The 16,649-nt window shown below is 58.7% G+C and carries 17 protein-coding genes and 1 pseudogene; all 18 read right to left on the reverse strand.

Features of this window, described 5'->3' with window-relative positions; translation table 11 throughout:
- Nucleotides 1-226 precede the first annotated feature (226 nt).
- Nucleotides 227-1,486 carry an NAD(P)/FAD-dependent oxidoreductase gene (locus ACZ1G7_RS04190; RefSeq protein WP_472662563.1) on the reverse strand — a complete coding sequence of 420 codons (1,260 nt, stop codon included), beginning with the start codon at nucleotides 1,484-1,486 and terminating at the stop codon, nucleotides 227-229.
- Nucleotides 1,487-1,662: 176 nt separating this feature from the next.
- Entirely contained in the window at nucleotides 1,663-3,327 is a 1,665-nt protein-coding gene (locus tag ACZ1G7_RS04195; RefSeq protein ID WP_472662566.1) for a ribonuclease J, read from the reverse strand.
- The gene (locus ACZ1G7_RS04200; RefSeq protein WP_472662568.1) at nucleotides 3,327-4,100 is read right to left on the reverse strand and encodes a type III pantothenate kinase; all 774 of its coding nucleotides are present in this window, start codon (nucleotides 4,098-4,100) and stop codon (nucleotides 3,327-3,329) included. Before ACZ1G7_RS04200 ends, ACZ1G7_RS04195 begins: the two co-directional genes overlap by 1 nt.
- Nucleotides 4,101-4,154: 54 nt before the next feature.
- Nucleotides 4,155-4,835, reverse strand: a complete 681-nt coding sequence (locus tag ACZ1G7_RS04205) for a biotin--[acetyl-CoA-carboxylase] ligase (RefSeq protein ID WP_472663662.1) — start codon at nucleotides 4,833-4,835, stop codon at nucleotides 4,155-4,157.
- Nucleotides 4,836-4,884: 49 nt separating this feature from the next.
- On the reverse strand, nucleotides 4,885-6,321 hold the full coding sequence (gene nuoN / locus ACZ1G7_RS04210; protein WP_472662570.1) for an NADH-quinone oxidoreductase subunit NuoN: 1,437 nt from the start codon (nucleotides 6,319-6,321) through the stop codon (nucleotides 4,885-4,887).
- Nucleotides 6,322-6,333: 12 nt separating this feature from the next.
- The gene (locus ACZ1G7_RS04215; RefSeq protein ID WP_472663663.1) at nucleotides 6,334-7,878 is read right to left on the reverse strand and encodes an NADH-quinone oxidoreductase subunit M; all 1,545 of its coding nucleotides are present in this window, start codon (nucleotides 7,876-7,878) and stop codon (nucleotides 6,334-6,336) included.
- A gap of 6 nt (nucleotides 7,879-7,884) precedes the next feature.
- Nucleotides 7,885-9,960, reverse strand: a pseudogene (nuoL, locus tag ACZ1G7_RS04220) (NADH-quinone oxidoreductase subunit L); the annotation flags it as partial.
- Nucleotides 9,961-9,966: 6 nt separating this feature from the next.
- Nucleotides 9,967-10,272 carry an NADH-quinone oxidoreductase subunit NuoK gene (gene nuoK / locus ACZ1G7_RS04225; RefSeq protein ID WP_159808281.1) on the reverse strand — a complete coding sequence of 102 codons (306 nt, stop codon included), beginning with the start codon at nucleotides 10,270-10,272 and terminating at the stop codon, nucleotides 9,967-9,969.
- 27 nt (nucleotides 10,273-10,299) lie between these two features.
- A complete protein-coding gene (locus ACZ1G7_RS04230) occupies nucleotides 10,300-10,458 on the reverse strand; it encodes a hypothetical protein (protein ID WP_472662572.1) in 159 nt (52 codons plus the stop codon).
- Nucleotides 10,455-10,928: a hypothetical protein gene (locus ACZ1G7_RS04235; RefSeq protein WP_472662574.1), complete on the reverse strand. Its 474-nt coding sequence runs from the start codon at nucleotides 10,926-10,928 to the stop codon at nucleotides 10,455-10,457. Before ACZ1G7_RS04235 ends, ACZ1G7_RS04230 begins: the two co-directional genes overlap by 4 nt.
- A gap of 4 nt (nucleotides 10,929-10,932) precedes the next feature.
- Nucleotides 10,933-11,547, reverse strand: coding sequence for an NADH-quinone oxidoreductase subunit J (locus ACZ1G7_RS04240; RefSeq protein WP_472662576.1), 615 nt, complete (start codon nucleotides 11,545-11,547; stop codon nucleotides 10,933-10,935).
- Nucleotides 11,547-11,954, reverse strand: a complete 408-nt coding sequence (locus tag ACZ1G7_RS04245) for a carboxymuconolactone decarboxylase family protein (RefSeq protein WP_472662578.1) — start codon at nucleotides 11,952-11,954, stop codon at nucleotides 11,547-11,549. The genes ACZ1G7_RS04240 and ACZ1G7_RS04245 overlap by 1 nt, the downstream gene beginning before the upstream one ends.
- Nucleotides 11,951-12,442 (reverse strand): NADH-quinone oxidoreductase subunit NuoI, encoded by a 492-nt coding sequence (nuoI, locus tag ACZ1G7_RS04250; protein WP_472662580.1) that lies wholly within the window; start codon nucleotides 12,440-12,442, stop codon nucleotides 11,951-11,953. Before nuoI ends, ACZ1G7_RS04245 begins: the two co-directional genes overlap by 4 nt.
- A 1-nt stretch (nucleotide 12,443) precedes the next feature.
- Nucleotides 12,444-13,481 carry an NADH-quinone oxidoreductase subunit NuoH gene (gene nuoH, locus ACZ1G7_RS04255; protein ID WP_472662582.1) on the reverse strand — a complete coding sequence of 346 codons (1,038 nt, stop codon included), beginning with the start codon at nucleotides 13,479-13,481 and terminating at the stop codon, nucleotides 12,444-12,446.
- Nucleotides 13,482-13,488: 7 nt separating this feature from the next.
- Nucleotides 13,489-13,884, reverse strand: a complete 396-nt coding sequence (locus tag ACZ1G7_RS04260) for a hypothetical protein (RefSeq protein ID WP_472662584.1) — start codon at nucleotides 13,882-13,884, stop codon at nucleotides 13,489-13,491.
- 5 nt (nucleotides 13,885-13,889) lie between these two features.
- Complete coding sequence (gene nuoG / locus ACZ1G7_RS04265; RefSeq protein ID WP_472662586.1) at nucleotides 13,890-15,908, reverse strand: NADH-quinone oxidoreductase subunit NuoG; 2,019 nt, start codon at nucleotides 15,906-15,908, stop codon at nucleotides 13,890-13,892.
- A gap of 57 nt (nucleotides 15,909-15,965) precedes the next feature.
- Nucleotides 15,966-16,301: a hypothetical protein gene (locus ACZ1G7_RS04270; RefSeq protein WP_472662588.1), complete on the reverse strand. Its 336-nt coding sequence runs from the start codon at nucleotides 16,299-16,301 to the stop codon at nucleotides 15,966-15,968.
- Nucleotides 16,298-16,645 carry a hypothetical protein gene (locus ACZ1G7_RS04275; RefSeq protein ID WP_472662590.1) on the reverse strand — a complete coding sequence of 116 codons (348 nt, stop codon included), beginning with the start codon at nucleotides 16,643-16,645 and terminating at the stop codon, nucleotides 16,298-16,300. Before ACZ1G7_RS04275 ends, ACZ1G7_RS04270 begins: the two co-directional genes overlap by 4 nt.
- Nucleotides 16,646-16,649: the final 4 nt, after the last annotated feature.

Here is a 16,649-nt window from a genome sequence, read left to right on the forward strand (position 1 = left end):
GCCGCCAGTCACCCAGACTGCATTCTTAGCAAGAATTCCGCGCATCCCGCGCCTGCGCAAGCGCACCCGCCCGCAAGGCTCAGCGCCGGAGGCGCACAGGTGCCGCGACGCGCCCAAAACCGCTGTCGCTGGTCTCGCGCTCAGATGTGCCCGGGACACTGGTCCAAGATCCAGAACCACCTAAAAACATCACGCGCGGGCGTCAGCCCGCACAATAGGGTCGGGTCTATTTGCGCCCGCGATCCATGATCAACCGAACGCCGCGTTGCCAGGTCACATAAGACCACAACCAGTTCAACACGACAAAGAGCCGGTTCTTGAACCCGATCAGAAAATACACATGCGCGACGCCCCACAGCGCCCAGCCGATAAACCCGGTGACTTTCACCCCAAAAATATCTGCCACAGCCCGGTTGCGGCCAATCGTGGCCAGCATGCCCGCGTCTTTATAGCGAAAATAGCTTTCAAATCCCTGCCCTGCCAGTTCAGCCGCCAGCCTGCGCGCCACATATTGACCCATTTGCTTGGCCACAGGCGCGATGCCCGGCAGGGCCGCGCCGTCCAATTCCAGCCGCGCTGTGTCTCCGACCACATAGATATCGTCAAACCCGGACGGGCGCAGCGTCTCATCTATCTCGATATGTCCTGACCGTGTTGGGCTGATCCCAAGCCACTCCGCCGCGGGGGAGGCTTGAACCCCCGCCGCCCACACGCAGCACCGCGCCTCTATGTCCCCATCATCAGTTTCAACCCGTGTGGCACTGATATCTGTGACACGTCTGTTGCACTGTACCTCAACGCCAAGGCTCTTAAGGTCGCGCAACGCACGCGCGGACAGTTTTTCATTGAACCCTGCCAGAATGCGCGGCCCCGCTTCCAGCAACACAACGCGGATATCGTCCTCGGCGATGGTTTTGAAATCGCGCAGAACAGAGCTTGCCAATTCGCGGATCGCGCCCGCCATCTCAACACCGGTCGGCCCCGCGCCAACCACAACAAAGGTCAGGTAAGACCGGGCCGCGGCCCGGTCGTCAGCGGCGATCAGCTCTGCCTGCTCAAACGCGCCCAAAAGCTTTTCACGCAACCGTGCGGCATCCCCAAGGGTTTTCAATCCCGGCGCATGCGCCTCCCAACCTTCTTGCCCGAAATAGCTGTGCCGCGCCCCGGTTGCGATGATCAGCCGGTCATAGCGATGCGCATGACCGCTGTCGCAAATCACCTCTTTGGTCTCGGTGTTCACGTCGCTGACGCGGTCCATCACGACGGAGACATTCTTTTGCCCCCGCAAGACCGCGCGAATGGGCACTGCGATCTCCGCCGGGGTCAAGGCCGCCGTCGCCACCTGATAGAGCAGTGGTTGAAACAGGTGGTGGTTTTGTTGGTCAATCAAGGTGATATCAACATCGGCCCCGGCCAGCCCTTTGGCCGCTGACAGCCCGCCGAATCCGGCCCCGATGATGACAATATGCGGTCGCGGTTCAGGCATGGGAACGCCCTCCATTTCTGCAAGTTTTTGGCCATATGGGCCAATTTGCAGATAGGCATTCCCACGCCGATTACACGCTTTTTCGACCACTTTCGGTGGTTAACAGGCCCTTAAAATTTTTGGAAAGCCTATTGGTATCAAAACCTTACCAAATTCCCCGCATGCGGGGCGTTCGATTATGCCGCCAGACGAGAGATCAAAACCACCACCTCAGGCTTCTTCCCGATCTCACCTTGGGCCACGTTGCGCACGATCCGTTTGATCTGCTCTTCCAGCTTCCCGTCATCGGCCACTGTCTTGCTATCGGCGCGCCCCAGAAACTGGCCCACTTCCTCCTCCAAGATCTCCTGCAACACCGCCCGGCTTTTGCCCGTCTCAGGCAGTCCCCGCAGCTCCGCCCAAGCATCCGTCAGCGGCTCATCTTCTTCATCAATCAAGATCCCGATCACGACCTGCCCGTTCAAAGCCATCCTGATCCGGTCCCGCACAACGCCGTCCAGCGCCCCGATCTGAACCGAGCCATCCAGATACAGCCGCCCCGTCTCAACGAACTCAACCACCTCCGGCCGGTTCCCCGACAAAGACACCATCGTCCCGTTCGGCGCCACAACAGATGCCACGCCCCCCGCCTCGCCCAGTTTGGCATGCTCGCGCAGCATCCGGTGCTCGCCATGCATCGGCACCAGTATCTGCGGCTGCGTCAGCTCATGCATCTTCTTCAGATCCGGCCGGTTCGCGTGGCCCGAAACATGGATATCTGCCATCTTGTCGTCGATCACATCCACATCCATCTCGGACAATGCATTGGTGATCCGCCCGACCGAGACCTCATTGCCAGGAATGGTCTTGGACGAGAAGATGAACGTATCGCCCGCCTTCATCTGCAATCCCAGATATTTCCCCCGCGACAGCTGCGCCGAGGCCGCACGCCGTTCACCTTGCGATCCGGTGGCCAGCAACATCAAATGGTCACGCGGCACGTCGCGCGCCTCCTCCGGCGATATTGTCGCCGGGAATTCCTTTATCAGCCCGGTCTCAACCGCAGCGCCGATCATCTTCTTCATCGCGCGGCCCAGCAGCACAACCGAACGGCCCGCAGCCGCCCCTGCTTCGGCCAAGGTTTTGACCCGCGCAATATTGGACGCAAACGTCGTCGCCACGACCATTCCCGACGCTTCACGCACGACGCGTTCAATCTCAGGGCCAACCGTCGCTTCAGACTTGCCCGCGTGATGCGAGAACACATTGGTGGAATCGCAGACCAGCGCTTTCACTGGCCCCAGATTGCCCCATGCATCCATATCAAACGGCTCACCCATGCCCGGCGTTTCATCAATTTTGAAATCGCCCGTATGCACTACCCGCCCCTCTGGCGTGTCGATGATCAGCGCGGAGCTTTCCGGGATCGAATGGGAAATCGGCATGAAACCCACTTTGAACGGCCCCGCCTCGATCATATCCGGCATTGGCGCGACTGTCGTGATCTCGGTGCCGTCATACCCATGCTCTTCCATCTTCAACCGGCCAATATGGGCGGTGAATTTGCGCGCATAGACGGGCACGCTCAGACGTGGGTAAAGATGGCCCAATGCGCCAACATGGTCCTCATGCGCGTGGGTAATGAAAATCGCGTCCAAACGGTCAACCCGTTCCGCGATCCAATCCACATCGGGGAAGATCAGGTCCACCCCCGGCGTGCCGTCCATATCTGGAAAGGTCACGCCCATATCGACAAGGATGTAGCGTTCCTTGCCCGGACGCCCGTAGCCGTAGACATACATATTCATGCCCACTTCGCCCGCCCCGCCGAGGGGAAGGTAGATCAGCCGCTCTGCTGCCATTATTTTTGCTTTCTGTTGTAGCTGTTGATGACCACCAACCCATGCATGGTCAGCTCATCATTAAAGTCGTCGAAGAGGGTTTCGGCCTGCTGGAACAAAGGCGCCAACCCGCCAGTAGAGATCACCCGCATCTCGCGGCCACGTTCGGCTTTGATGCGGGCGGTAATTTCTTTGATCAGGCCAACATAGCCCCAAAAAATGCCCGACTGCATACACGCCACCGTATTGGTGCCGATCACAGCTTGCGGCTTGGTGATGTCGACATGCGGCAAGGCGGCTGCGGCGTTGTGCAACGCCTCCAGCGACAAGTTCACCCCGGGCGCAATGACGCCGCCTATATAGGCGCCGTCTGTGGCCACAACATCGAATGTCGTCGCGGTGCCGAAATCAACGATGATCAAATCGCCGCCAAACAGATCGAACCCCGCCACGGTATTGACCAACCGGTCGGGCCCTACTTGGGTTTCGGCATCGACGCGGACATCAACCGGCAGATCACAGCCTTCCTTGCCAACGACCAGCGGGCGGCAATCATAGTAGCGATCCGCAAACACGCGCAGGTTGAACACGACGCGCGGCACAGTGGAGGAAACGATGACTTCCGTGATTTCTACGTCAACCTTCTGAAACGCCATCAGGCTGGACAGCCAAACGTAGTACTGATCTGCCGTGCGCTGCCATTCCGTTGCGGTACGTCCGGAGAAGATGAACCGCTCCCCATCCCAGATCGAGAACACGGTGTTGGTGTTCCCGCAATCAATCGCCAGCAGCATTTGGGCACTTTCTTTGTGTCATGATGGCCGCTCTACACGGGCTGGCGGGAAAGGTCAAAAATACACTTCTGCCGCCGGGATCGCTTCGCGACCCCTTGCGGTTCTCAGGATCAAATTGCCTTGTGCGTCGACATCTTCAAATGTGCCGGTTTCCTCGCGCTTGGTCATACGTGCGGTAATCACCTCGCCCAGTTTTGCAGCGCGGGCGAGCCACGCTTCGCGGATCGGGGCAAAGCCATATGTGGTGAACTTGGTTTCCCAATTCGCATAGTGATGCGCGAGCACCGTCAGGAAATCTTCAGCGCCAATGTCATGGCCCAAAGCTGTCGGAGCGGTCGCGCGCGGCTCAACCTCATGCGTGGCGGGTGCCGCGACCAGATTGACGCCAATTCCGATAGATAGCATGTCGACCCTGCCTTGCGCCCCGCTGCTTTCCAGCAAGATGCCCGCCAGTTTGCCACCGTGCATCAACACATCATTGGGCCATTTCAGCGCGAAAGCGTCGGCCCGCCCGGTCAGTGCGACGCATGTGTCAAATAACGCCAAGGCCGCCACGAAGGAGCGCAGCGCGACAACATCGGGCCTCTCGGTGGGGCGCAATACAAGGGTGCCCGCGAAATTGCCGTCCGGATTGCTCCAGGCGCGCCCTCGACGTCCATGAGCTGCGGTTTGCCGTTTCGCCATGATCCAGGTCGGGCCCGCGATTTGTGCTGATCGCCTAGAGGCCTCCGACATGGTGCTGTCGGTCTCCTCCAGAATGATCAGCCCGTAGCCTCGCGGCCAATCAGTTGACAAGAGCTTGCGCTGCGGCAAGCGCCGGGGCCTCGATGCCAAACAGGTTCACGACGCCCAATATCATGATCGCAGCGGAGCCCATAAGAAGCGCCCAACCGACAGGCGGCATGGCGCCGTCCAGCGCGTCGCGCTCTTCGCCGAAATACATGTAATAGATGATGCGCAGGTAGTAGAACGCGCCGATGACCGAAGCGATCACACCGGCAACCGCCAGCCACGCCAAATCGCCATCTACCGCCGCCTGCAGCACGTAGTATTTGCCGAAGAAACCGACCATCGGCGGAATACCAGCCAGCGAGAACATCAAGACCAGCATCGCAAGCGCGCGGCCCGGGTGGTGTTTGGAATAGTTCTGCAGCGCGTCAATATCTGTGACCGGCTGGCCGTCTTTCTCCATCGACAGGATGAACGCGAACGTGCCCACATTCATGACCACGTAGATCGTGATGTAGACCAGCATCGCCTGCACACCGCCCGCTGTTCCGGCGGCCAGCCCCATCAGGGCGAAACCCATATGCGCGATGGATGAATAGGCCATCAAGCGTTTGATATCTCGTTGCCCGATGGCCGCGATCGAACCTAAGAACATAGAAGCCACCGACAAGAAGGCCACGATCTGGGACCAGTCGCTGACGGCGCCGCCAAACGCATCATGCACAACACGCGCAAAGAGCCCCATGGCCGCAACCTTGGGCGCCGTGGCAAAGAACGCCGTGATCGGTGTGGGGGAGCCTTCATAGACGTCCGGCGTCCACATGTGAAACGGCGCCGCGGACACTTTGAATGCCATGCCTGCGACAACGAAGACCAAGCCAAACAGCAGCCCAAGGCCGATCCCACCTTCCGCCGCAGCCGTGATGCCAGAGAACAGCGTCGTGCCCGCATAGCCGTAGACCAAAGACGCCCCGTAAAGCAGCATACCCGATGACAACGCGCCAAGGACGAAATACTTCAACCCGGCCTCGGTCGATTTCACGCTGTCACGGCGCAAGGCCGCCACCACGTAAAGCGACAACGACTGCAACTCCAGCCCCATGTAAAGCGCCATCAAATCGCCAGCGGAGACCATCATCATCATGCCGACGACCGACAGGGCCACAAGGATCGGGTACTCGAACCGGAACAACCCGTTGCGGGTCATGTAGTCCTGGCTCAGCAACAAGATCGCGGCAGCCGACAGCAGGATAACGACTTTGGCAAACCGCGAGAACGCGTCGTCAACGAAAGCGCCGCCAAAGGCCGTGGCCTCCCCCACGCCGCCGAAACCGATCATCGCGGCAAGCACCACAAACAGCCCGGACGTGACCCATAGCACCAAGGGCGCGGCCTTGTCTTTGCCGGTATAAACCGCCGCAAGCAGCGCGATCATGGCATAAACCGCGAGCACAAGCTCCGGCATGACGACATTCAGATCAGCTTGGATCATGGCTCAGGTCTCTCAATTCTCGGCCACAGCCGTTGCGATGCCGCTATCCAGCACCGCCGTGTCATAATTGGTGATCAGTGCGCCGACGCTGGGCCCGATCATGTCGGTCACAAGGCTTGGGTAGACGCCCAACAGGATGGTCATGAAGACCAGCGGCGCGAAGATCGCACGCTCCCGGGTGGTCATGTCGCTAATCGACTTCAGGCTTTCCTTGATCAGGTCGCCCATCACCACGCGGCGGTAGAGCCACAGCGCATAAGCCGCCGACAAGATCACGCCGGTTGTGGCAAACATCGCGATCCATGTGTTGACCTGGAAGATACCCATCAGCACGAGAAACTCGCCGATGAAGCCCGACGTGCCCGGTAGGCCAACATTGGCCATGGTGAACAGCATGAAGATCAGCGCGTAGGCCGGCATGCGGTTCACAAGTCCACCATAGGCGTCAATCTCGCGCGTATGCATCCGGTCGTAGATCACCCCGACGCATAGGAAGAGCGCCCCAGAGATAAAGCCGTGGCTGATCATCTGAAAGATCGCGCCATCAATGCCCTGCTGGTTCACCGCAAAGATGCCCATCGTGACGTAGCCCATATGCGCGACGGATGAATAGGCAATCAACTTTTTCATATCCGACTGCGCAAGCGCCACCAGCGAGGTGTAGACAATCGCAATCGCCGAAACCCACAGCACGAATGTGCCCATCACCTCGGACCCAACAGGGAACATCGGTAGCGAGAACCGCAAGAAGCCGTAGCCGCCCATTTTCAACAGGATCGCCGCCAGCACGACTGAGCCTGCGGTCGGCGCCTGCACGTGCGCGTCTGGCAGCCAGGTATGGACCGGCCACATCGGCATCTTCACCGCAAAGCTAGCAAAGAAGGCGACCCACATCAGGGTCTGCATGCCGCCCACGATCTGAATGCCCAGCAGGCTAAAGCTTTCTGAGGCGAAATTATGGGTCAGCAGCGTCGGGATGTCGGTGGTGCCCGCATCGACATACATGCCGATCATGGCGACCAGCATCAGGACCGAGCCCAGCAGTGTGTAAAGGAAGAACTTGAACGACGCGTAGATGCGGTTCGCACCGCCCCAGATGCCGATGATCAGGAACATCGGGATCAGGCCTGCCTCGAAGAACAGGTAGAACAAGATCAGATCCAGCGCGCAGAACACGCCGATCATCAGCGTTTCCAAAACGAGGAAGGCGATCATGTAGTCCTTCACGCGGTGCTTGACGTCCCAGCAGCTGGCAATGACCAGCGGCATAAGGAAGGTGGTCAGCAGCACGAAAAGTACGCTGATCCCGTCAACGCCCATCTTGTATTTGAAGCCGAGGATCCACTCGCGCTCTTCCACGAACTGGAAGCCCGTGTTGGCTGCGTCAAACCCGGTATAAAGGAATATCGACACGATGAAGGTTGCGGTCGTCGCGATCAGCGCCAGCCATTTGGCGTTGCGCTGCGCGGCCTCATCATCGCCGCGCAAGAACAGCGCAAGGATCACCGCGCCCAACAGTGGAATGAAGGTAATGATGGAAAGCAAAGAGTTCAGCATCAGCCCGCCCCCGACAATCGCAAAGTAGGTGATCAACACAACGACCCCGATGACCATGGCGAAAGCGTAGTGGAACATGAAGCCCGACTGCGCGCGTCCCGCCAGCTTGGTGAAGAATGGAACAACGCCCATAGCGATCCCGTTGATAGAACCGTCAATGACGTTGCCGTCGCCGCGCTTCCAAAGAAAGTTGCCAAGCCATTTGGCCGGGCGCACGAAGAGGAAGTCATAGACCTCGTCAAAATACCACTTGTTCAGCAGGAAGTTGTATAGCGGCGCTTGCGCCTTGGCCAAACGGCCCGGCAAGCTTGGGTTTTTGATGTAGAACAGCCAAGCCGTCGCAAAACCCAGCAGCATCACGATGAAGGGCGAGACTTTGACCCATTTCGGGACAAGATGCGCCTCATGCAGCACGTGGTTGTCGGGGCCATGGTGGATCGCTCCGGTGCCCGGAGCGTAGACCTCCGCATGGTGGTCATCGCCATGGCTGTCATCAGCGGCATAGGCCGGTGTGACCATCTCAACAATGGCGTGCTTTTCGCCCGAGATGCCGAAGAATTTGTTCACGCTTTCGGTCGAGCCGAAGAACGGTTTGTAGAACACCATACCGGAAAAGATCGCGCCCACGGCCAATACCGCCAAAGGCGTCAGCATGGTCATCGGGCTTTCATGGGCGTGCTCATGCGTATGTTTGTCGCCGCGTGGCTCGCCATAGAAGGTCAGGAACATCAGCCGCCAACTGTAGAAGCTGGTGAAAAGCGCCGCGATAACCAGCAGCCAGAAGGCGTAGCCCATCGGCGTCGCCGCATAGGCGCTTTCAATGATGGCGTCTTTCGACACGAAGCCCGCAAAGCCCACTGGGAAGCCGATATAGAGCAGCGGTATGCCCACGCCGGTGATTGCCAGCGTGCCGATCATCATCGCCCAGAAGGTCTTGGGTATTTTGTGACGCAGCCCGCCATAGTTGCGCATGTCCTGCTCGTGATGCATCGCGTGGATGACTGAGCCCGCCCCAAGGAACAACATCGCCTTGAAGAAGGCGTGTGTCAGCAGGTGGAACATCGCGACCGAGTATACGCCGACGCCCGCTGCCACGAACATGTAGCCCAGCTGCGAGCATGTTGAATAGGCGATGACGCGTTTGATGTCGTTTTGAACAAGGCCCACGGTGGCCGCGAAAAACGCGGTTGTCGCGCCAAGGATCACGATGAAGCTTTGCGCTTGCGGCGCGTATTCCATCAAAGGCGACATGCGGCACACAAGGAAGACGCCCGCCGTCACCATGGTCGCCGCGTGGATCAGCGCCGATACTGGTGTTGGGCCTTCCATCGCGTCGGGCAGCCAGGTGTGCAACAGCAGCTGCGCCGATTTGCCCATAGCGCCGATGAACAGCAGGAAGGCCAGCAGGTTGGCCGCGTTCCATTCAGTCCACAGGAACCGGATTTGAGTCTCCGCAATCGTTGGCACGGCGGCGAAGATGTCGTCGAAATTGATGCTGTCAGTCAGTAAGAACAGTCCGAAGATGCCCAACGCAAAGCCAAAGTCGCCGACTCGGTTCACGACAAAGGCCTTGATCGCGGCCGCATTGGCCGACGGTTTTTTGTAGTAGAACCCGATCAACAGGTAGGAGGCCACGCCGACCCCTTCCCAGCCAAAGAACATCTGCACAAGGTTGTCAGCAGTCACCAGCATCAACATCGCAAAGGTGAAGAACGACAGATACGCGAAGAAGCGCGGCTTGTAGCTGACCCCTTCGGCGAAATGCTCGTCATGCGCCATGTAGCCGAAGGAATATAAGTGAACCAGCGCGGACACGGTGGTGATCACGATCAGCATCGTCGCCGTCAACCGGTCCATCCGAATGGCCCAGCTGGTGTCCAGCGTGCCCGATTGAATCCAGCGCAGCAATTCGATGCTTTCGGTGGTTCCGTCAAAAGTCAGGAACACGATCCAGCTGAGGAACGCCGCCAAAAACAGTCCGGCCGTAGCCACGACGCAAGCCGCCTGCTCGCCGATGAATTTCCACCCGAAGCCGCAAATCAGCGCGCCGATGAGGGGGGCAAAAAGGATAATGGTTTCCATTGTGACTTAGCCCTTCATCACGTTGACGTCTTCCACGGCAATGGTGCCGCGGTTTCGGAAGAAGCAGACCAGAATGGCCAGCCCGATGGCCGCCTCCGCCGCCGCGACCGTCAGCACAAACAAGGTGAATACCTGCCCAGCGAGGTCATTGAGGAAGCTAGAAAACGCCACGAAATTGATGTTCACCGCCAAGAGCATCAGCTCGATCGACATCAGAATGACGATCACGTTCTTACGGTTCACGAAGATGCCGAAAATGCCAATGACGAACAAAGCCGCCGCGACTGTCAAATAGTGTTCAAGTCCGATCATGTCGCATCTTTCTTCAGTACCATGTCCTTAAAGACCTCCCGTTGGCGCAGCAGCGCCGCCGCTGTGGAAAGGTCCAGCCAACCCATGCACGCGGTCGGCGGGCGAGACGCCAAGCGCGATGATCGGCGCAACGAAAAGGGCCAAAAGGCCGAAAAGCACCGCGCGTCTAAAGCTGGGGCGCATCATTGCAGCACCTCCCCAAACGCGATCTTATCGCCGCGCATCTCTGGGTAAGCGACGGCGCAGGCGCAGAATTCTTCGGCGTGTTGCGCGACCATCAGGTCGACGCCGTCTTTGCGGATCAAACCAGCCACGCGCTCCACTGTGAAAAACGCAGGCGCTTCGGCCTGACGGGTGATCTTCTCAACGACACGGTCGGTGCGGTCGATCACATGGCGATCTTTGATCCGTTCTTCCCAGGTGCGTAGGGACAGAGCGGTGCCGGTTTCGCAGTTGGCGAGCCAGACATCTTTGAACACACCTTCCTGCGCCCACCAGTCAATCCACATGACTTTTCCGTCACCGAAGTCGCGGTGATCACTGGACCCGCCATGGCTGATATGCGTGACCCGGTCGCATGCCTCGATGGAGGCCGCAACGGGCCCCGCCGAAAGCGTCAATGCCAAAGCAGGTATTATGATGCGCAAAGCGTTCACGCGCTTAAAGCCCCTGCCCCGGTTTGACGTTTTTAAGCTCCATCTGCTCGGCAGGGTCCCGCAAAATTTGGCTGACAATATCTTGACGTTTGATGTCCTCGCGGTGACGCAATGTCAGCACAATGGCGCCGATCATGGCGACCAGCAGGATCAGACCTGCCGCTTGGAACAGGTAGATATATTTGGTGTAGATCAGTTGGCCCAAAGCGGCGGTGTTCTGGGTGTCTTCCAATGCGGGGGCCACGGCGTCACGCAGAGCGTCGGCATTTGCAGCGCCTTCCCAGACGCCGAAAACCAGTGCCAATTCCATCAACAAGATCACACCGATCAGCCCGGCAAGCGGCACAAATTTGGCCAGCTCGCCCCGCAGCTCTGCGAAATCCACGTCCAGCATCATGACGACAAACAGGAACAAGACCGCGACCGCGCCCACATAGACGATGATCATAAGCATCGCGACGAATTCGGCGCCCAGCAGTACGAACAACCCGGCAGAGCTGAGGAAGGCCAGGATCAGCCACAACACCGAATGGACCGGGTTTTTCGATACCACGACCAGCATTCCCGATGTCACCACGGTGATTGCAAACAGGTAGAAGGCAAAATCTGCAAAGCCCATCAGGCGTCTCCTTCACTCGGCGCATCAAGCACCTCGGTCGCAAGCTCCATCGCCTTGCTCATCGCAGGTACGCCGCCAAACATGGCCGCCTGCGCGATGGTTTCGGCAATCTCTTGCTTTGTGGCACCCGCCTCAACCAGATGGCGCACGGTGATGCGGATTTGGCTTTCCGCCTGTGCGCCCTGAATGGTCAGGCCCGTCAGGGTTAAGAGCAGCCTAGTTTTGGCGTCCAGCCCCTCTGGGTTAAGCGTCTTACCCATCATCGTTTCCATGATGTCTGCAGACATGGTCGGCATCATGTTTTCAAAGCCCTTGGGCGTGAACGCTTCCAAAGCGGGGTTCATGGTCTTCGCCATATCCTGGCCCATCTTCATCATGGCCGCGAAAGGGTTGGTTGGATCACTCATCTGTAAGGCGCGTCCATCTCTAGATTGCGGGCGATCTCGGATTCCCAACGCTCACCGTTCGCCAGCAGCTTGTCTTTGTCATAAAACAGCTCCTCACGTGTTTCGGTTGCGAATTCGAAATTTGGGCCTTCGACAATGGCATCCACCGGGCAGGCTTCTTGGCAGAAGCCGCAATAGATGCATTTCGTCATATCAATGTCGTAGCGCGTCGTGCGGCGGGAGCCGTCTTCGCGCGGCTCGGCGTCAATCGTGATTGCCTGCGCCGGGCAAACCGCTTCGCACAGTTTGCACGCGATGCAACGTTCTTCCCCATTGGGGTAACGGCGCAAAGCATGTTCGCCCCGGAACCGTGGGCTGAGCGGCCCCTTTTCATGCGGATAGTTGAGCGTCGACTTGGGCGCGAAAAAATATTTAAAGCCCAGTTTGAAACCAGCAAATATATCAAGCAGCAAAAAATATTTTGCGCGGCGGGCGAGCGTTACAGCCATATCAGCCTCCTACGGCCCAGCGGGCATATGCACCGCCAAAGGCCCCGTATTGAGCAAAGAAAGCCACGATCACGACCCAAGCGAGGCTGAAAGGCAGGAACACTTTCCAGCCCAACCGCATCAGCTGGTCGTAACGGTAGCGCGGCACGATGGCCTTCACCATCGCGAACAAGAAGAAGAACACGGCCATCTTGCCGACCATCCACAGCGCGCCATCGGCAACGCCCGGGATCGGGGACAGCCAACCGCCGAAGAACAGCAGCGTGATCAGCGCGCACATCAGGAAGATGGCGATGTATTCACCGGCCATGAACAACAGGAATGGGGTTGAGGAATATTCCACCTGATACCCCGCCACCAGTTCCGATTCTGCTTCCGGCAGGTCAAACGGGGGGCGGTTCGTCTCAGCCAGGGCCGAAATGAAGAACAGGAACACCATCGGGAAATGCGGCAACCAATACCAGTTGAACAGCCCGTAATTGCCGTCCTGCGCACGCACGATGTCACCGAAGTTGAGCGACCCTGTTGAGATGATCACCCCGATGATGATCAACCCGATTGACACCTCGTAAGAGATCATTTGCGCCGCTGACCGTAGCGACCCCAGGAACGGGTATTTAGAATTCGACGCCCAGCCGCCCATGATCACGCCGTAAACCTCAAGCGAGCCGATAGCAAAGACGTACAGGATCGCGACATTCAAATCGGCCAGAACCCAGGTTTCGTTAAACGGGATCACAGCCCATGAAATAAGGGCCAACACGAACGCCAACATGGGTGCGAGCATGAAGACAGCCTTGTCGGCGCCCGCCGGGATCACGATCTCTTTGACCACATATTTTAGGGCGTCGGCGACGGTTTGCAGTAAGCCCCAGACGCCCACCACGTTGGGCCCGCGACGCATCTGTACGGCGGCCCAAATTTTGCGGTCCCCATAGACAAGAAACAGAAGCGAGACCATCACGAAGGCGATCAGCGCGAGGCATTGCACCACAATGATAAGGGCAATGCCCGGCCCGGTGGTTAAGAATTCAGCCATGCGTCCCTCATACAGTCGGTATGCCGTTTGCGGCACAGTCCTCGACGACAAGCCCTGCGTCGAGAGTTTTCAATCCGTCGGGCAGGGTTTCCGAGATGGTGTAAACCGCATCTGCGGCCCAAATGCCAGCCCGTTCCTGCAGATTTGTCCGCACATGGCGGGCAAATCCGTACCCCCTGATCAGCGCGTATTGCGCAGCGGCGCAATCGGCGTATGCCGTCAGGTTATCGTTGCTCTGTGCGCCGGTCATGCGCACCAAAAAGCTGACCAAATCATCGTCAAGCTTCCTCGTCTCAATCCCCAGATAGACCGGGGCAAATGGTTCATCCGTCGGCTCGGGTGGCTCGCATGCGGCAAGACAGGCAAGTCCTGCCAGCAAGCTTATCGCGCGCCCCGCGCCCATTCTCTCTACTCCGCCGCGATCTTTTGGCCTTTCCGGGCCTTGGCGCCTGCCGATAGCTCCGCCATCAATTCTGATGCGCGGGCGATCGGGTTGGACAGGTAAAAATCGCTGATTGCGTATTTGAAACTCGCCGTTCCCAGTTTTTTGGATTTCAGCGGCGTGACTTCGTTCTCTGGCACATCGTCGATCATCGCCAAATGCGGAACCGCCTCGACCATCTGTTGACGCAGCTGCGCCATGCTGTCGAAAGGCAGTGTCGCATCAAGCTCTGCCGAGAGAGCGCGCAGGATTGCCCAGTTTTCCTTGGCCTCGCCCGGCGGGAATGAAGCGCGCAACGCCAGTTGTGGCCGCCCTTCGGTGTTTACAAAGAGGCCCTGTTCTTCGGTGTAAGCCGCAGCGGGTAGGATAATATCCGCGCGATGCGCGCCCCGGTCGCCATGGCTTCCCTGATAAATCACGAACGGGCCATCGGCCACGTCGACCTCATCGGCGCCCATATTGTAGATCACGTCGGCGCCTTCGATGGCAGTTTTCATGCCCCCATCAGTCACCGCGTTCACATCCATCGCGCCCACGCGGCCCGCCGCGCTGTGCAAGATCAGAAGCTTACCGCCAGATTTTGCGCAGATCGATTGGACCATTGCCAAGACGGCTTCGCCGTCGGCTTCCTGCAACGCGCCCTGCCCGACGATGGCCACGCAGCTTTTGTCTTTCAGCTCATCCATATTGAGCCCGGCGACATGCTCCAGCGCCGCGCGATCCGACCCCATATGCTCATATTCATACGTCAAATCAACGGGTTCGCCGACGACAATAACATCTGCGCCATGGCTCCAAGCTTTCCGAATGCGGGCATTCAGAACGGGCGCCTCAACCGCAGGGTTGGCGCCGATCAACAGGACTTTGTCAGCTGTATCAATATCGGCAATCTCGGCCGTGCCTACATAGGCACCGCGGTTTCCGGCAGGCAATTTCGTGCCGTCCGTGCGACATTCAACATTGCCGCCCTTGCCCTCGATCATCACCTTCAGCGCATATGCCGCCTCAGTGGAGGCCAGATCGCCAACCAAGCCGGCGACCTTCTTGCCTTTCATAGCGCTTGCGGCTGCCGACAAAGCTTCGGGCCACGTGGCCGGGCGCAGCTTGCCGCCTTCGCGAATATACGGCGTGTCGAGACGCTGACGACGCAGCCCGTCCCAGACAAAGCGCGTTTTGTCGGAAATCCATTCCTCGTTCACGCCATCATGGTTGCGCGGCAGGAAGCGCATGACTTCGCGCCCCTTCGTATCGACCCGAATGTTGGAGCCTAGCGCGTCCATCACATCAATGCTTTCGGTCTTGGTCAGTTCCCAAGGCCGCGCCGTGAAGGCGTAGGGTTTCGACACCAACGCGCCCACCGGGCATAGATCAATGATGTTGCCCTGCATGTTGCTGTCGAGCGTTTCGCCCAGATAGCTGGTGATTTCCGCATCCTCGCCCCGGCCCGTTTGGCCCATTTGGGTGATGCCTGCGACCTCGGTTGTAAAGCGAACGCAGCGGGTACAGGAAATGCAGCGCGTCATATGGGTTTCAACCAGCGGCCCCAAGTCCAGATCGGTCGAGGCGCGCTTGGGTTCGCGGTAGCGCGAGAAATCCACGCCATATGCCATGGCTTGATCTTGCAAGTCGCATTCACCGCCCTGATCGCAGATCGGGCAATCCAGCGGATGATTGATCAGCAGGAATTCCATCACGCCTTCACGGGCTTTCTTGACCATGGGCGAGTTGGTTTTGACAACAGGCGGCTGGCCTTCCGGGCCGGGGCGCAAATCTTTCACCTGCATCGCGCAAGAAGCAGCTGGTTTTGGTGGTCCACCCACAACCTCAACCAGACACATCCGGCAATTGCCCGCAATGGTCAGCCGCTCGTGATAGCAAAAGCGCGGCACCTCGATGCCCGCCTGCTCACAGGCTTGGATCAGTGTCATCGCCGGATCGACCTCGATCTCATTGTCGTCGATGATGATTTTGCGTAGGTCAGACATATTCTGAAGCCTCTTTGTCTTAATATTGCATGCGGGCCGGGGCCCATCCGGGATGCGTCACAGCGCGGTGCACTCCCCGTTGAAAATCAATCGTGAGCCATCCTGGTTGAACGCCCAATCGCCCGTCGCCGGGTCCATCTTCCATTCAGCATCCGAGCCGCCAAATGCGCCCAAACAGTATTTCGTCGCCTCAAACCGCACGCTTTCGCGCACCTCTTCGAGGCCTTTGCCCTTGTTGTCCACGGACACGCTGAAGCTGCGCTCATCACCTTTCGAAAGCTTTGCCTTGTAGGGCAATTCGATTGGTGCGTCCGCCCGCTCAGGTGCGCTGCGCCCGCCGCACGCGGCGACCAGTGCAACCAGTGCCAATATGGACAGATTGCGCAGGGTCATGATTTCAGCCCCGAGCCGTCAACGACGTCTTCGCTTTGCAAAAGTTGGACGCAGAACACATTCACGCTCAACAGGCCTTTGGCGCGGCTGCGCGTGTCCGCAATCGGGCTCTCTTCTTCGCGACAGGCCACGCTTGCGGCTTTCAACGCGGCGCGCGCCTCGTCTTCGCGCGGGATCGGCGTGCCGTCCTTGTAACGCATCACGATGGTGGTCGTGTCGCCGGCCCGGGTCGCTTGAGTGATCTCAAAAGGCGGACCTTCCGGGACTTCGGGCTTGTTTGTGGCGATCGGGTCGCAAGCCGCAAGACCTGCCACGCAAAAAACTGGGAGAAGAGCCAGACGCATCCGC

This window comes from Litoreibacter sp. JB4-2 (assembly GCF_055693445.1).

Bases quoted from the DNA above. Each gene is read 5' to 3' on its own strand.
- ACZ1G7_RS04275 (WP_472662590.1), bottom strand. From the start codon at position 16,645: ATGCGTCTGGCTCTTCTCCCAGTTTTTTGCGTGGCAGGTCTTGCGGCT.
- ACZ1G7_RS04215 (WP_472663663.1), bottom strand. From the start codon at position 7,878: ATGCTGAACTCTTTGCTTTCCATCATTACCTTCATTCCACTGTTGGGC.
- ACZ1G7_RS04190 (WP_472662563.1), bottom strand. From the start codon at position 1,486: ATGCCTGAACCGCGACCGCATATTGTCATCATCGGGGCCGGATTCGGC.
- ACZ1G7_RS04240 (WP_472662576.1), bottom strand. From the start codon at position 11,547: ATGGGCTTTGCAGATTTTGCCTTCTACCTGTTTGCAATCACCGTGGTG.
- ACZ1G7_RS04205 (WP_472663662.1), bottom strand. From the start codon at position 4,835: ATGTCGGAGGCCTCTAGGCGATCAGCACAAATCGCGGGCCCGACCTGG.
- nuoH (WP_472662582.1), bottom strand. From the start codon at position 13,481: ATGGCTGAATTCTTAACCACCGGGCCGGGCATTGCCCTTATCATTGTG.
- nuoG (WP_472662586.1), bottom strand. From the start codon at position 15,908: ATGTCTGACCTACGCAAAATCATCATCGACGACAATGAGATCGAGGTC.
- nuoK (WP_159808281.1), bottom strand. From the start codon at position 10,272: ATGATCGGACTTGAACACTATTTGACAGTCGCGGCGGCTTTGTTCGTC.
- ACZ1G7_RS04230 (WP_472662572.1), bottom strand. From the start codon at position 10,458: ATGATGCGCCCCAGCTTTAGACGCGCGGTGCTTTTCGGCCTTTTGGCC.
- ACZ1G7_RS04245 (WP_472662578.1), bottom strand. From the start codon at position 11,954: ATGAGTGATCCAACCAACCCTTTCGCGGCCATGATGAAGATGGGCCAG.
- ACZ1G7_RS04260 (WP_472662584.1), bottom strand. From the start codon at position 13,884: ATGGGCGCGGGGCGCGCGATAAGCTTGCTGGCAGGACTTGCCTGTCTT.
- nuoI (WP_472662580.1), bottom strand. From the start codon at position 12,442: ATGGCTGTAACGCTCGCCCGCCGCGCAAAATATTTTTTGCTGCTTGAT.
- nuoN (WP_472662570.1), bottom strand. From the start codon at position 6,321: ATGATCCAAGCTGATCTGAATGTCGTCATGCCGGAGCTTGTGCTCGCG.
- ACZ1G7_RS04195 (WP_472662566.1), bottom strand. From the start codon at position 3,327: ATGGCAGCAGAGCGGCTGATCTACCTTCCCCTCGGCGGGGCGGGCGAA.
- ACZ1G7_RS04270 (WP_472662588.1), bottom strand. From the start codon at position 16,301: ATGACCCTGCGCAATCTGTCCATATTGGCACTGGTTGCACTGGTCGCC.
- ACZ1G7_RS04200 (WP_472662568.1), bottom strand. From the start codon at position 4,100: ATGCTGCTGGCGATTGATTGCGGGAACACCAACACCGTGTTCTCGATC.